A 15,746-nucleotide genomic window follows, 5' to 3' on the forward strand; every position below is an offset into this window, starting at 1 on the left:
CATGGAAAAAAAGATCGCTATATTAAACGGAGATGGGATTGGTCCTGAAGTAACGGCCCAGTCCATTAAAGTATTAAACGCCATTGCACATCAATACGGACATATATTTCATTATAAAGAAGCATTGATCGGTGCCGATGCGATTGACAAAACAGGCGAAGCATTACCGTCGGAAACAGTTGACATTTGTTTAGACAGTGATGCTGTTTTGTTTGGTGCGGTTGGTCACCCCAAGTATGATAATGATCCTTCTGCAAAGGTTCGTCCGGAGCAAGGTATTCTCGGTATCCGCAAAGCATTACAGTTGTTTGCCAATATTCGTCCGGTTACTACTTATCCAACGCTACAACATTTATCACCTTTAAAACCTTCACAATTGGAAGGTGTTGATTGCGTCATCTTCCGTGAGTTGACCGGTGGTATTTATTTTGGTAAGAAGTCAACCAGTGAAGATGGAAACAGTGCAAGCGATGAATGTTATTACACACGTCCGGAGATCGAACGCATTACACATCTTGCATTCAAGTATGCACAGAACAGGAAGAAGAAAGTAACGCTGATCGATAAAGCCAATGTATTGGAAACATCAAGACTGTGGCGCAAAGTGGTGCAGGAAATTGCACCGCAGTACAGCGATATTACCATTGACTATATGTTTGTTGATAATGCTGCCATGCAGATGATCTTAAACCCCAAACAGTTTGATGTTGTATTAACGGAAAACATGTTTGGTGATATCATCAGCGATGAAGCAAGTGTATTAAGCGGATCATTAGGTATGTTGCCTTCTGCATCTGTTGGTAACGGAACGGCATTGTTTGAACCCATTCATGGTTCGTATCCGCAAGCTGCCGGAAAAGATATTGCCAACCCAACAGGCTCAATTTTATCAGCTGCGATGTTGCTCGATCATTTTGGTTTACATGCGGAAGCGCAGGTGATCCGTGAAGCAGTTGACTGGACACTCCAAAACAATTTTGTTACAAAAGATATTGATCCGGTGAATTTTTATTTTACCAGTACCATTGGTGATCTCATCAGCGATTATGTATCGGGCAAAATTCCCGGTTCTGTGAAGAAAGAGAATATTGAGTTGCGTAAGTCGACGATTATTTAGCGAACGATAGTGAGCCAAAAACCTGTGCAAAAAATCAATTAGTTCTTTGTTTATTAAATTTCAGGCGGTATATTCGTTGTACAACAAACAACGATGTTGAAAAGCAGCATATATAATGTACTCAGTTTAACCACACTAATTATTGTGGTAGTCATTATTATTCCTGCGATCAACGGAGGTGCAAGTTGTATGTAACAAACAAAACGAATTAACATAACGACCCGCCTCCAAAAGAGGCGGGTTTTTTTATTACCGCTACAAAAGGAAAAAGTGTATGGCAACTTATTACAACAGTGAAACGATTTTGTATCTCAACGGTGAGTATGTAAAAGCAGCAGAAGCAAAAATGGACCTCTACAGTCAGAGTTTTCATTATGGCTACAGTGTGTTTGAAGGTATCCGTTCGTACAAAACAGTGAATGGTGAAACGAAAATTTTCAAAGCCAAAGAGCATTACGATCGTTTAAAACGTTCGGCTGAGTTAGTGAACCTTCCCTATCACTGGACAACAGAAGAGTTAACTGCTGTTACATACGAAGTGTTGAAGCGAAATGATCTGCAGGATGCATATATACGTCCCGTAGTTTATGCTCCGGCAAATATGAGTTTTGTGCAGAATGAACAATCGTTTCTTGTAATTGAAGTGTGGGCCATGCAACCGTTTCTTGGCGATAAGTTGTTACGGATCATGACCAGTTCATTTGAACGCCCCAATCCGAAGGCGTTCAAGATCGAAGCGAAAGCAGCAGGTCATTATGTAAACTCATTGCTCGCCAGTCATGAAGCAAAAGCAAAAGGTTTTGATGAAGCATTGCTGCTCGATATGAACGGCAATGTTGCAGAAGCGCCAGGTGCTAATTTGTTTTATGAAAAAGATGGCAAGCTCTTTACACCGGCAAAAGGGAATATCCTTCCCGGTATTACAAGAGCAACCGTGTTTGAATTGTGTGCTGAATTAGGAATAGAAGTAGAAGAAAAGATCTTTACAATAGATGAGTTGAAAAGTGCAGATGCTGTTTTTTATTGCGGCACTGCAGCAGAGGTAATTGGGTTTGATAGTTTGGATGATTACAAGTTTCCATTGAAGTGGAATGATTCAGCGAGTCGGAAAATTCAATTAGCTTATAAGAATCTTGTAATAGAAAGTGTATTGCCGCAAAGACACGAAGGCGCAAAGAAAGAAGAGGCATTAGCTTAATAATATTATGTCCCGTAGGGACAATTGGTCGGTAGCAAAAATAGGGGCGATGGTATTTGCGTTCCGTAGGAACGCTTGATAAGAAAAATAGAATTACAGAACGTACAAGAGTGCGACGCAACAGAAGCTAAATAGAATAACAACAGACGATAACAAAAATAAAATGGCTGAATTAAACAAGTATTCAAAAGTATTAACGCAGGATGAAACACAACCGGCTGCACAAGCCATGTTGTATGGCATTGGCTTAACAGAAGATGATCTGAAAAAAGCACAGGTGGGTATTGCAAGTATGGGTTACGATGGGAACACTTGTAACATGCACCTGAATGATCTTGCAAAGGTCGTGAAAGAAGGTGTGTGGAAGAATGATCTCGTTGGTTTAATATTTAATACAATCGGTATTAGTGATGGTATCAGCAATGGTACGGACGGTATGCGTTATTCGTTGGTAAGCCGTGATCTCATTGCAGACAGTATTGAAAGTGTTTGCGGCGGATTTTATTATGATGGTTTAATTGCATTACCGGGTTGTGATAAAAATATGCCGGGTGCTATTATGGCGATGGGTCGTTTGAATCGTCCTTCTATTATGGTGTATGGCGGAACAATTGCGCCGGGTCATCATAAAGGAGAAGAACTCAACATTATTTCTGCATTTGAAGCATTGGGTAAAAAATTGGCAGGCACGATTACGCCCGAAGATTTTAAAGAAGTGGTAAAACATAGCTGCCCGGGTGCAGGTGCATGCGGTGGTATGTACACAGCAAATACCATGGCTTCTGCAATTGAAGCGCTGGGTATGAGCTTACCTTACTCCTCATCAAATCCTGCAATCAGTGATGAAAAAAAGAATGAGTGTTTAGATGCAGGAAGAGCAATAAAGGTTTTGTTAGAAAAAGATATTAAGCCAAAAGATATCATGACGAAGAAGGCTTTTGAAAATGCCATTGTTACCATCATGATCTTTGGCGGAAGCACCAATGCTGTTTTGCATTTGATCGCTATGGCGAAAAGTGTAGACGTAGAATTAACGCAGGATGATTTCCAACGCATCAGTGATAAAACGCCGGTGCTGGCAGATTTTAAACCAAGCGGAAAATATCTGATGCAGGAATTACATGCACATGGCGGTGTGCCTGCTGTAATGAAATACTTATTACAAAAAGGGTTGCTGCATGGCGATTGCTTGACAGTAACCGGTAAAACAGTTGCAGAAAATTTAGAAAACATTGCGCCGATAAATTTCGATACACAAAAAATTATTTTCCCATTAGAAGCTCCGTTGAAAGTAACCGGTCACTTACAAATATTGTATGGCAATCTTGCTGAAAAAGGCAGTGTAGCAAAGATCAGTGGTAAAGAAGGCGAACGTTTTGAGGGACCTGCTAGAGTATTTGATGGTGAAAAAGATCTGGTGGCAGGTATAGCAAATGGCAGAGTGAAAAAAGGTGATGTGGTAGTTATCAGATATGAAGGACCGAAAGGTGCACCGGGTATGCCGGAAATGTTGAAACCAACTTCAGCCATTACAGGTGCCGGTTTAGGTAAAGATGTTGCATTGATCACTGATGGAAGATTTAGTGGTGGCTCACATGGATTCGTCGTCGGTCACATCACTCCGGAAGCATTTGAAGGTGGTTTAATTGCATTGGTGCAGGATGATGATATCATTGAACTGGATGCAACCAGCAATAAGATCAACCTGAAAGTAGCTGACGAAGTGATAGCAGAAAGACGTAAAAACTGGAAGCAGCCTGCATTAAAAGAAAAGAAAGGTGTATTGTATAAATATGCAATGTGCGTGAAGGATGCTTCACAAGGTTGCGTAACAGATGAGGCGTAGGCCCTTTCAAAAACAATAACAACATTCAGCTTTAAAAAGCAACAATAAATAAACGTGAAATGGAAACACTCACAATAAAAGAAGAGAAAAAGCAAACAGAAGCAACAAAGTCCGTAAGTGGAAGTGTAGCTGTATTAGATGCTTTGCTCAATGAAAACGTAAAGACCATCTTCGGTTATCCGGGTGGTGCAATTATGCCGATCTATGATGCATTGTATGATTACAATGATCGTTTAGAACATATTCTTGTTCGTCACGAACAAGGTGCTATTCATGCAGCACAGGGTTTTGCAAGAGCAAGTGGTAAAACGGGTGTTGTGTTTGCAACAAGTGGCCCCGGTGCAACAAATCTTGTAACAGGGTTAGCTGATGCGATGATCGATTCAACTCCATTAGTATGTATCACCGGACAGGTGTTTGCACATTTGTTAGGCACCGATGCATTCCAGGAAACAGATGTGATCAACATTACTACGCCTGTTACCAAATGGAATCACCAGGTAACAGATGCAAGTGAAATTCCGGCTGCATTAGCAAAAGCATTTTACATAGCAGGTAGTGGTCGCCCAGGTCCGGTGTTGATCGATATTACAAAAAATGCACAGCTGCAATTATTCGATTACGAAGGATATAAAAAATGTGAGCATATCCGCAGCTATCGTCCAAAACCAATTGTGCGGAAAGAATATATTGAACAAGCAGCAAAGCTTATTAATGAAGCAGAACGTCCTTTCGTGATCTTCGGACAAGGTGTTATTCTTGGTAAAGCAGAAAAAGAATTCAAAGCCTTTATTGAAAAAGCCGGTATTCCTGCAGCATGGACCATCATGGGTATGAGTGCAATTCCAACAGATCATCCCTTAGGTGTTGGTATGCTGGGTATGCATGGTAACTACGGCCCGAATTTACTGACGAATGAATGTGATGTGTTGATTGCTGTTGGTATGCGTTTCGATGATCGTGTAACCGGTCGTTTAGATAAATATGCCAAGCAGGCAAAAATTGTTCATCTCGATATTGATCCTGCGGAAATTGATAAGAATGTAAAGACAACAGTTCCTGTTTGGGGCGATTGTAAAGAAACATTGCCGATGCTGACTGCATTGGTTGAAAGCAAAGTATATCCGCAATGGTTACAGAAGTTTCATGATTGCATGGCGAAAGAGCAATCCTTGTGTATTGATCCTGAAATGAACCCGGCAACAGATATTCTTACAATGGGTGAAGTGATCAAAGCATTGAACGAGTTGACACACGGCAATGCAATTATTGTAACGGATGTTGGTCAGCACCAGATGGTTGCTTGCCGTTATGCACAAATGAATCAAACGAAAAGTAATATCACCAGTGGTGGTTTGGGTACAATGGGTTATGCATTGCCTGCAGCAATTGGTGCAGCGTATGGTGATCCATCAAGACCAACCGTTGCCATTATCGGTGATGGTGGTTTTCAAATGACAATACAGGAGTTAGGAACTATCATGCAGTTTAAACCAAACGTGAAAATTATTATTCTGAATAATCAGTTCTTAGGTATGGTGCGCCAGTGGCAGCAACTGTTCCATGAAAAGCGTTATTCGTTTGTTGATATCACCAGTCCTGATTTTGTTGCTGTGGCAAAAGGATATTACATCGACGGACAACGCATCAGTGAGCGTTCAGAATTGAAGTCAGCATTGAAAACAATGATCGACCATGAAGGCAGCTATTTGCTGGAAGTAATGGTTGGTAAAGAAAACAATGTATTCCCGATGGTGCCACAGGGAAGAGGCGTATCAGAAATCGTATTAAGTAAAGAAGAAATCTAAAGACCCCGCAGCGTTTGCAAACCCTGCAGGCGGTTTAGTAAAAACAAAGCATATGCAAAAACAGGAATACACCATAACAGTTTACACAGAGAACCAGATCGGTTTATTGAACCGTATCGCTATTCTTTTTTCCAAACGGAAAATAAACATTGAAAGTTTAAATACATCACCAAGTGAAGTCGACAGTGTGCATCGTTTCACAATTGTGATCAACGAAACAGAAGAAGTGGTTCGCAAACTCTGTCGCCAGATCGAAAAGCAGGTTGAAGTATTGAAAGCGTATTACAACACCAACGAAGAGATCATTTGGCAGGAGTTGGCTATGTACAAAGTGCCAACGGATGTTATAGCGGAGCATGTAAAAGTAGAGCGCCTGTTAAGTCAACATGGAGCGAAAGCAGTTGTGATTCGCAAAGATTATACAGTGTTTGAAGTGAGTGGTCAGCGTGATGAAACAGATGCGTTCATTAAAGTGCTGGAACCTTATGGATTAATTGAGTTTGTACGTAGTGCAAGAGTGGCGATCATTAAAGCAAGTGATGGCTTCCACAATAAGTTGAAAGAGTTTGAATACAGAGAGCCAAGTGAAGAAGTGATCGAGAATGAATATTTGGATAAGGGTGAAGAGGTGTTTGAAATGTAACATCCACGTCTGAACCATGATTTGTGGGATTGGTTGGATGAGGAACAGAATTAAAAACGCTGAAGAGTGCGACGCAACAGAAGATGATAAGAATTGAAGTCGCTGATAACATAAAAATTAAATCTTAAATCTAAACTCTTTGCTCTGTTGAGCAAAGGCAAAACAAAAAAAGAGAAACGAAAATGGCAAATTACTTTAACACACTTCCGCTCAGGGAACAGTTGAACCAGCTTGGCGTATGTGAATTTATGGATCGTAGTGAGTTTGCGGATGGTGTGAATGCGTTATTGGGAAAAAAGATCGTCATCGTTGGTTGCGGTGCACAAGGTTTGAACCAAGGCTTGAACATGCGTGATTCAGGATTGGATATTTCGTACACGTTACGTAAAGAAGCAATTGCTGAAAAACGTGCGTCATGGAAAAATGCAACAGAGAATGGTTTTACTGTTGGCACTTATGAAGAATTGATTCCTACTGCTGATCTCGTATTGAACTTAACTCCCGATAAACAACATACTGCAGTAATTAAAGCAATTATGCCGTTGATGAAACAAGGTTCTACTTTGTCGTACTCACATGGTTTTAATATTGTTGAAGAAGGTACACAGATCCGTAAAGATATTACGGTGATCATGGTAGCACCGAAATGTCCAGGTACTGAAGTGCGTGAAGAATACAAACGTGGCTTTGGTGTACCAACGTTGATCGCTGTGCATCCGGAGAATGATCCTGAAGGAAAAGGCTTGATCCAGGCAAAAGCATATGCTGCTGCAACGGGCGGTCATCGTGCAGGTGTGTTGCGTTCATCGTTTGTTGCCGAAGTAAAATCGGATCTCATGGGTGAGCAAACCATTTTGTGTGGTGTGTTGCAAACAGGTTCTATCCTTGCGTTCGATAAAATGGTGGAGAAAGGGATTGAACCATCGTATGCATCAAAACTGATTCAATACGGTTGGGAAGTGGTAACAGAAGCGTTGAAGCATGGTGGTGTTACTGCTATGATGGATCGTTTATCAAATCCGGCAAAGATCAAAGCATTTGAGCTGTCAACTGAAATTAAAAATATCTGGCGTCCATTGTTCCAGAAACATCAGGACGATATCATGAGCGGTGAGTTTTCATCAACTATGATGAAAGACTGGGCGGATGATGATAAGAACTTGCTTACATGGCGCAAAGCAACCGGTGAAACTGCATTTGAAAAAACAGCACCAACATCAGCGAAAATTTCTGAACAGGAATATTTTGATAATGGGTTGTTACTCGTTGCGTTTGTACGTGCAGGTGTTGAGCTTGCCTTTGAAACCATGGTGGCGTCAGGTATTAAAGCAGAATCTGCTTACTACGAATCATTGCACGAAACACCGTTGATCGCTAATACGATTGCACGTAAGAAGTTGTTTGAAATGAATCGTGTAATTTCTGATACCGCAGAGTACGGTTGCTACCTGTTCGATCATGCAGCAAAACCAATGCTGAAAGAATTCATGAAAACCATTGATACAGATGTGATCGGTAAAAATTTCAACGATGGTAAAGATGCCGGCGTTGATAACAAAGAACTGATCATTGTAAATGATATTCTCCGTTCACACCCTGTTGAAAAAGTAGGCGCTGTATTGCGTAAAGCAATGACGGATATGAAAGTGATCAATACACCCGCATAAAAATAAACAGTTGAAAACCGCATCTAATCACATACAGCTCGATTTTGCAGGCGCTGCACAACGCATTAAAAAAGTAGTGCATAAAACGCCTTTGCAGGTAAGCCGCAGTCTCTCGAAAAAATATCACTGTAAAGTATATCTGAAGCGGGAAGACTTGCAGGTTGTACGCAGCTACAAAATTCGTGGTGCGTACAACATGATGAGTAGTTTATCTGCGGAGGAATTGCAAAATGGAGTTGTATGTGCAAGTGCGGGAAATCATGCACAAGGATTTGCGTACAGTTGCAGAAAGCTCAATGTAAAAGGCGTAGTATTTATGCCGGTAATAACTCCCAATCAAAAGATCAACCAGACAAAAATGTTTGGAGAAGATTTTATAGAAGTGAAACTGGTGGGCGATACGTTTGATGATTGTGCATTCGCTGCAAAAAAATACACGGAAGAAAACGGGATGACGTTTATTCCACCCTTTGATGATCTGCGCATCATTGAAGGACAGGGAACGGTTGGTGTTGAAATTTTAGAAGAGCTTCCGGAAATTGATTATCTCTTTGTGCCGGTTGGCGGAGGTGGATTGAGTGCAGGTGTAGGTTCTTATTTCAAAACCTATTCACCCAAAACAAAAATTGTTGGTCTTGAACCGGAGGGTGCTCCATCGATGTATGAAGCGCTGAAAGCCGGTCATCCCGTAACAGTTGAAAATATTGATCGCTTTGTGGATGGCGCTGCAGTAAAAAGAGTGGGCGATGTAACCTTCAACATTTGTAAAGATGTGTTGGACGATATGCATCTTGTAGCAGAAGGAAAAGTGTGCTCCACTATTTTGAAACTGTATAACGAAGATGCGATTGTAGTGGAGCCAGCGGGGGCATTAAGTATAGCTTCTTTGGATGATTATGCTGAAGCGATCAAAGGAAAAATAGTGGTATGTGTTGTAAGCGGCAGTAACAATGATATCGATCGTATGCAGGAGATCAAAGAACGAAGCCTCCAATACGAAGGATTGAAACATTATTTCCTCATTCGTTTTGCACAACGGCCGGGTGCATTGAAAGAATTTGTGAATGATGTGCTGGGCCCCAGCGATGATATCGTACGCTTTGAATATATGCAGAAGCATAATAAAGAAACCGGTCCTGCTTTGGTTGGTGTGGAACTGCGGAGCAAGGATGATTATGAAGCACTGATGAATAACCTGAAAAAATACCAGATCAACTTTACTGAGTTAAACAAAAACGATAATATGTTCGGCTATATCGTGTGATTTTTCTGTTAGAAATATGACAGTTCGCTGAACATGTGTTAGTTGATTAATTTGGTAATTTTAAGCGATTGCTTGCTGTTAACTGGGTACAAACCCTGATTTAAATAATATTCCTAATCAAAACTTGCATAGTAGAATGGCAGGCAACATCGGTTTATACAACCCGGCATTTGAACACGATGCTTGTGGTATCGGCTTCGTAGCGAGTATTAAAGGCTACAAATCACATCAGCATATCAGCGATGCATTAACTGTGTTGGAAAACATGGAACATCGTGGTGCGTGTGGCTGTGAAAATAATACAGGCGATGGTGCAGGTATTATGATCCAGACTCCACATGAATTTTTCTTTGAAGAATGTTTGAAGCTGGGTGTACATCTTCCCTCATTTGGAAAGTATGGTGTGGGTGTTTTGTTTTTTCCGAAAGAAATAAAACTTCGTGAAGAGTGCAGAGATATTTTCAATCGCACAGCTGAGAAGCTGGGATTGGAAATTTTGACGTATCGGAAAGTACCGGTCAACCCGGATGGTATTGGTCCAACTGCATTGAGCGTTGAACCGGAAATGGAACATGTGTTTGTTGCGTCGCCTGATCACATTACGAATCCGGATGAATTTGAACGGAAGTTATTTGTGTTGCGGAATCATGCATCACATCTCATCAAGAGTACAGTAAAAAAAGATGCCATTGGATTTTACATTGCATCACTCTCTTATAAAACAGTTGTGTATAAAGGGCAATTAACCAGCGGACAGGTGCGTGGTTATTTTCCTGATCTCAACAACAAGCGTGTAGTGAGTGCTTTTGGTTTAGTGCACAGCCGCTTTGCTACCAATACATTTCCTTCATGGAAATTGGCGCAACCATTTCGTTTCATTGCACACAATGGTGAGATCAATACATTACAGGGAAATCTCAACTGGTTAAAATCAAGTGAGCATGGTTTTACTTCTCCCAACTTCAGCAAAGAAGAAATGGAGATGTTGTTGCCGATCGTTACAGGTGGTCAATCTGATTCTGCCTGTTTGGATAACATGATCGAATTGCTTGCAATGACCGGTCGTAGTTTACCACATGTGATGATGATGTTGATTCCTGAAGCATGGGATGGTAATGATGATATGGATCCGGTTAAGAAAGCATTCTACGAATACCATGCATCGATCATGGAACCGTGGGATGGCCCCGCATCGATTTCATTCACTGATGGAAAAATGATTGGTGCCACGTTGGATCGGAATGGTCTGCGTCCTTCACGTTATTGCATTACTACCGATGAACGTGTGGTGATGGCAAGCGAAAGCGGTGTGTTGTGGATCGATCCAAAAACAATTGTGAAGCAAGGCCGTTTGCATCCCGGAAAAATGTTTGTGGTAGATATGGAGCAAGGACGCATCATTAGTGATGAGGAATTGAAACAAACCATCTGCTCACAAAAACCATATGCAGACTGGTTGAACCAAAATAAAATTCGTTTAGAAGAATTACCTGAGCCACGTGTTGCGTTTACACATCTCAGTGATGAAAGCATTCATAAATATCAGAAAGCGTTTGGCTATTCTACTGAAGATATTGATTCCATCATTAAGCCAATGGCAATCGATGGAAAAGAACCGATAGGTTCAATGGGAACTGATACACCATTGGCTGTGCTTAGTGATCAGCCGCAGCATTTAACTTCTTACTTCAAACAATTATTTGCACAGGTAACCAATCCGCCGATCGATCCTATCCGGGAACGTATGGTGATGAGTCTTGCGGCATTCGTTGGAAACAATGGTAATCTGTTGGAAGAAGATCCGATGCATTGTCATACAGTAGCATTAAAGCATCCGGTATTAACCAGTACTGATCTTGAAAAGATCCGGAGTATTGATACAGGGATCTTCCAGGCAAAGACATTACAAACTTATTTCCGTGCTGATGGGAAACCGGGTTCACTCAAAGCAGGTCTTGAACGTTTGTGTCGCTACGCAGAAGATGCAGTGCATGATGGATTTGAAGTATTGATCCTTTGCGATCGTGCTGTTGATAGTGATCATGCTGCTATTCCGTCTTTGTTGGCAACTGCAGCTGTACATCATCATCTGATCAGGAAAGGATTGCGTGGACAGGTGGGCATTGTAGTAGAAGCAGGTGATGTGTGGGAAGTGCATCACTTTGCCTGCTTGATTGCGTTTGGTGCAACGGCAGTGAATCCTTACCTGGCATTGGCGTCGATCCGTAATATGAAAATCAACGGACAGCTTGAAACTGAACAGGAATGGGAAGGTTTGCGCAAGAATTATATCAAGGCAGTTTGTGATGGCTTGTTGAAAGTATTTTCAAAAATGGGTATTTCGACATTGCAATCTTATCAAGGCGCACAGATCCTCGAAATACTTGGTATCAATCAGGATGTGGTTGATAAATATTTTACAGGTGCAACAAGTCGTATTCAGGGAATTGGCTTGGAAGAGATAGCGAAAGAAGCATTGGTGAAACATTATTTCGCTTTTAGTAAAAAAGATATTCCGGTTGATCGTTTGCCGGTTGGTGGTGTGTATCAATGGAAACGTAAAGGTGAATTCCATTTGTTCAATCCAACAACTATTCACTTGTTGCAATACGCAACCAAGATGAATGACTATGCAACGTTCAAAAAATATTCGAAGCATGTAAACGATCAGAGTGAACGTGCTGCTACCTTGCGTAGTTTGTTTGAATTCAAGCGTAATCGTCCGTCGGTTAGTATTGATGAAGTTGAATCGGCTGAAGCTATCTACAAACGTTTTGCAACAGGTGCTATGAGCTTCGGTTCTATTTCATGGGAAGCGCATACTACATTGGCCATTGCCATGAATCGCCTCGGCGGTAAAAGCAATACCGGTGAAGGTGGTGAAGATGAACGTCGTTATGATCGTTTGCCAAATGGCGACAGCATGCGTTCTGCAATTAAGCAAGTAGCATCAGCACGTTTTGGTGTAACAAGTTTATATCTCACTGAAGCAGATGAATTACAAATTAAAATGGCACAGGGTGCCAAGCCAGGCGAAGGTGGACAGTTGCCGGGACATAAAGTAGATGAGTGGATCGGTAAAACACGTCACTCAACGCCCGGTGTTGGTTTAATTTCTCCGCCGCCGCATCATGATATTTATTCGATTGAAGATCTGGCACAATTAATATTTGATTTAAAGAATGCCAACCGTGCTGCACGTATCAATGTAAAGTTGGTAAGTAAAGCAGGTGTTGGAACCATTGCTGCAGGTGTTACTAAGGCAAAAGCAGATGTGGTGTTGATCAGCGGACATGATGGTGGTACTGGTGCATCACCGGTTTCATCGATCAAGCATGCAGGTCTGCCGTGGGAACTTGGTTTAGCAGAAGCACATCAAACACTCGTTAAAAATAAATTGCGCAGCCGTGTGGTGGTGCAGGCTGATGGACAAATGAAAACCGGTCGTGACATTGCCATTGCTGCATTGTTAGGTGCAGAAGAGTGGGGTGTTGCAACAGCTGCGTTGGTGGTTGAAGGTTGTATCATGATGCGCAAGTGTCATTTGAATACATGTCCTGTAGGAGTTGCAACGCAGGATCCTGAATTACGCAAACGTTTCACCGGTGATGCAGATCATGTGGTAAACTTCTTCCGCTTTATGGTGCAGGAGTTACGGGAGATCATGGCAGAACTTGGTTTCAAAACAGTGAATGAAATGGTAGGCCAGGTTGATTGTTTGCAGATGCGTGAAAATATCAATCACTGGAAATTCAGTAAGCTTGATCTGTCGCCCATTTTGTACAAAGAACCGGCCGGAGAATACACAGGTTTGTATTGTACCGAAGAACAGGATCATGGTTTAGCAGATGTGCTCGACTGGAAATTATTAGCTGCTGCAAAACCTGCATTGGAGAATAAAGAAAAAGTAAAAGCATCATTTGATATTAAGAATACCGATCGTACAGCAGGTACCATTTTGTCGAATGAGATCACGAAAAAATATCGTGCTGAAGGATTACCGGCTGATACCATTCATTTCAAATTCACCGGTACAGCAGGACAAAGTTTTGGCGCCTTCAATACAAAAGGGGTAACACTTGAACTGGAAGGTGATGCCAATGATTATTTTGGAAAAGGATTGAGTGGTGCACGGTTGATAGTTTATCCATCGAAATATGCTACGTACACACCGGAAGAAAATATCATCATCGGCAACGTTGCATTTTATGGTGCAACAGATGGTGAAGCATTTATTCGTGGTAAAGCAGGTGAACGTTTTGCCGTTCGTAACTCCGGTGCAAATGTGGTTGTAGAAAGTGTAGGCGATCATGGATGTGAATACATGACCGGTGGACGAGTAGTGATATTAGGCGATACCGGACGAAACTTTGCTGCGGGTATGAGTGGTGGTATTGCGTATGTGTATGATGTAAAAGGAAAGTTTGCAGGCAATTGTAACAAAGAAATGGTTGATCTGGATCCTGTTGGTGAGGAAGATGTAGCAGAGTTAAAGCAAATGATCCGAAATCATTATGAATACACAGGCAGCACAGTTGCGAAATTTGTATTGGATGATTTCGATAATCAATTGCAGCATTTTGTAAAAGTGTTTCCTTCTGATTACAAGAAAGCATTACAAAAGAGCACACACACAATCGGTATAAGTAAATAATCATTGTAATAATAAGAAACAGAAAATAAATAGTTTCTCATGGGTAAACCAACTGGATTTTTAGAATTTACAAGAGAGCTTCCTACCAAGCGAAGTGTGGAAGAACGTGTGGGCGATTACAAAGAATTTGTGAATCGTTATTCTGATGAAAAACTCAATCAGCAAAGCGGACGTTGCATGGACTGTGGTGTTCCCTTCTGTCACAATGGTTGTCCGTTAGGTAATGTTATTCCAGAATTCAACGATGCAGTATATCGCAAGGAATGGAAAGAGGCATACGATATTCTTTCTTCTACCAATAACTTCCCTGAGTTTACAGGACGCATCTGTCCTGCACCTTGTGAAACGGCTTGTGTGCTTGGTATCAATCAACCGGCTATTGCCATTGAAGAAATTGAAAAGCATATCATTGAAATTGCATTTGATAAAGGTTTTGTAAAAGCAAAAAAAATCAATAAACGAACTGGTAAAAAAGTAGCCGTCGTAGGAAGCGGTCCTGCGGGATTAGCTGCGGCAGCACAATTAAACTATGCAGGTCATACAGTTACTGTATTTGAACGTGATGATCAACCCGGTGGTTTGTTACGTTACGGCATTCCCGATTTCAAATTGGAAAAATGGGTGATCGACCGTCGTGTAAAACTGATGGAAGAAGAGGGTGTTACATTCAAATGCAATGCAAATGTTGGCGTAAATGTAAGTGTGAATGATTTGCTGCGTGAATACCACGCCATTGTATTAGCAGGTGGTTCAACAGTTCCAAGAGACTTGAACGTACCCGGCAGAGAATTGAAAGGAGTTTATTTTGCCATGCAATTCCTGAAGCAACAAAACAAACGCAATGCAGGTCTTGATCCATTGGCAAATACAGCCATTGAAAGCAATATACTTACGGAGCATGTTTTTGCTACCGATAAAAATGTAGTGGTGATTGGTGGAGGCGATACAGGCAGCGATTGTGTGGGTACAAGCAACCGTCACAAAGCAAAATCGGTAACGCAGTTTGAGTTAATGCCAATGCCGCCAAAAGACAGAACCAATTTCATGCCGTGGCCAACTTATCCCATGACGTTGAAAACATCCTCTTCCCATGAAGAAGGTGCCGATCGTAAATGGGCAGTGGCTACCAAAGAATTTATAGGCGATGAAAACGGAAATCTGAAAGCATTAAAAATCGTTGACCTTGAATGGAAGAGTAGTGAAGATGGCCGTCCTTCCTCTTTTGTAGAACGACCAGGCAGTGAACGCACCATTCCTTGTGAATTGGCATTACTGGCGATGGGGTTTGTAAATCCGCAGTATGTTGGTTTGCTGGAACAGTTAGGAGTGGAATTAGACGAACGTAAGAATGTAAAAGCTACTGAAAAAGAATACAAGACAAATATCAATAAAGTGTTTACGGCAGGTGATATCCGCAGGGGGCAATCGTTGGTTGTGTGGGCTATCAGTGAGGGCAGGGAATGTGCCCGTAAAGTGGATGAATTTTTAACCGGCTCCTCAATTTTGGAAACAAAAGATCAAACCGCTACTTTTTCGTTAATAAATTAGA

Annotated in this window: 9 protein-coding genes; all 9 read left to right on the forward strand. The window is 41.5% G+C overall.

The genetic code is table 11. The features are described from left to right. Position 1 precedes the first annotated feature (1 nt). Positions 2-1,117, forward strand: coding sequence for a 3-isopropylmalate dehydrogenase (gene leuB / locus WG989_RS20065; protein ID WP_340431888.1), 1,116 nt, complete (start codon positions 2-4; stop codon positions 1,115-1,117). 274 nt (positions 1,118-1,391) lie between these two features. After that, positions 1,392-2,315, forward strand: coding sequence for a branched-chain-amino-acid transaminase (ilvE, locus tag WG989_RS20070; protein WP_340431889.1), 924 nt, complete (start codon positions 1,392-1,394; stop codon positions 2,313-2,315). A 163-nt stretch (positions 2,316-2,478) separates the two neighbouring features. Further along, on the forward strand, positions 2,479-4,161 hold the full coding sequence (gene ilvD, locus WG989_RS20075) for a dihydroxy-acid dehydratase (protein ID WP_340431891.1): 1,683 nt from the start codon (positions 2,479-2,481) through the stop codon (positions 4,159-4,161). Between the two features lie 59 nt (positions 4,162-4,220). Further along, positions 4,221-5,969, forward strand: a complete 1,749-nt coding sequence (gene ilvB, locus WG989_RS20080) for a biosynthetic-type acetolactate synthase large subunit (RefSeq protein WP_340431893.1) — start codon at positions 4,221-4,223, stop codon at positions 5,967-5,969. Between the two features lie 52 nt (positions 5,970-6,021). Beyond that, on the forward strand, positions 6,022-6,612 hold the full coding sequence (ilvN, locus tag WG989_RS20085) for an acetolactate synthase small subunit (protein ID WP_340431895.1): 591 nt from the start codon (positions 6,022-6,024) through the stop codon (positions 6,610-6,612). A gap of 182 nt (positions 6,613-6,794) precedes the next feature. Further along, on the forward strand, positions 6,795-8,279 hold the full coding sequence (gene ilvC / locus WG989_RS20090) for a ketol-acid reductoisomerase (protein ID WP_340431896.1): 1,485 nt from the start codon (positions 6,795-6,797) through the stop codon (positions 8,277-8,279). Positions 8,280-8,289: 10 nt separating this feature from the next. Continuing rightward, positions 8,290-9,543 (forward strand): threonine ammonia-lyase, encoded by a 1,254-nt coding sequence (gene ilvA, locus WG989_RS20095; RefSeq protein ID WP_340431897.1) that lies wholly within the window; start codon positions 8,290-8,292, stop codon positions 9,541-9,543. 136 nt (positions 9,544-9,679) lie between these two features. Further along, entirely contained in the window at positions 9,680-14,197 is a 4,518-nt protein-coding gene (gene gltB, locus WG989_RS20100; protein WP_340431898.1) for a glutamate synthase large subunit, read from the forward strand. A gap of 39 nt (positions 14,198-14,236) precedes the next feature. Continuing rightward, on the forward strand, positions 14,237-15,745 hold the full coding sequence (locus tag WG989_RS20105) for a glutamate synthase subunit beta (protein WP_340431900.1): 1,509 nt from the start codon (positions 14,237-14,239) through the stop codon (positions 15,743-15,745). Position 15,746: the final 1 nt, after the last annotated feature.

This window comes from Lacibacter sp. H407 (genome assembly GCF_037892605.1).
Lineage (GTDB): Bacteria > Bacteroidota > Bacteroidia > Chitinophagales > Chitinophagaceae > Lacibacter.

Excerpts from the sequence above, each read along its gene's own strand:
- leuB (WP_340431888.1), top strand. The coding sequence starts at position 2 with ATGGAAAAAAAGATCGCTATATTAAACGGAGATGGGATTGGTCCTGAA.
- ilvE (WP_340431889.1), top strand. The coding sequence starts at position 1,392 with ATGGCAACTTATTACAACAGTGAAACGATTTTGTATCTCAACGGTGAG.
- ilvD (WP_340431891.1), top strand. The coding sequence starts at position 2,479 with ATGGCTGAATTAAACAAGTATTCAAAAGTATTAACGCAGGATGAAACA.
- ilvB (WP_340431893.1), top strand. The coding sequence starts at position 4,221 with ATGGAAACACTCACAATAAAAGAAGAGAAAAAGCAAACAGAAGCAACA.
- ilvN (WP_340431895.1), top strand. The coding sequence starts at position 6,022 with ATGCAAAAACAGGAATACACCATAACAGTTTACACAGAGAACCAGATC.
- ilvC (WP_340431896.1), top strand. The coding sequence starts at position 6,795 with ATGGCAAATTACTTTAACACACTTCCGCTCAGGGAACAGTTGAACCAG.
- gltB (WP_340431898.1), top strand. The coding sequence starts at position 9,680 with ATGGCAGGCAACATCGGTTTATACAACCCGGCATTTGAACACGATGCT.
- WG989_RS20105 (WP_340431900.1), top strand. The coding sequence starts at position 14,237 with ATGGGTAAACCAACTGGATTTTTAGAATTTACAAGAGAGCTTCCTACC.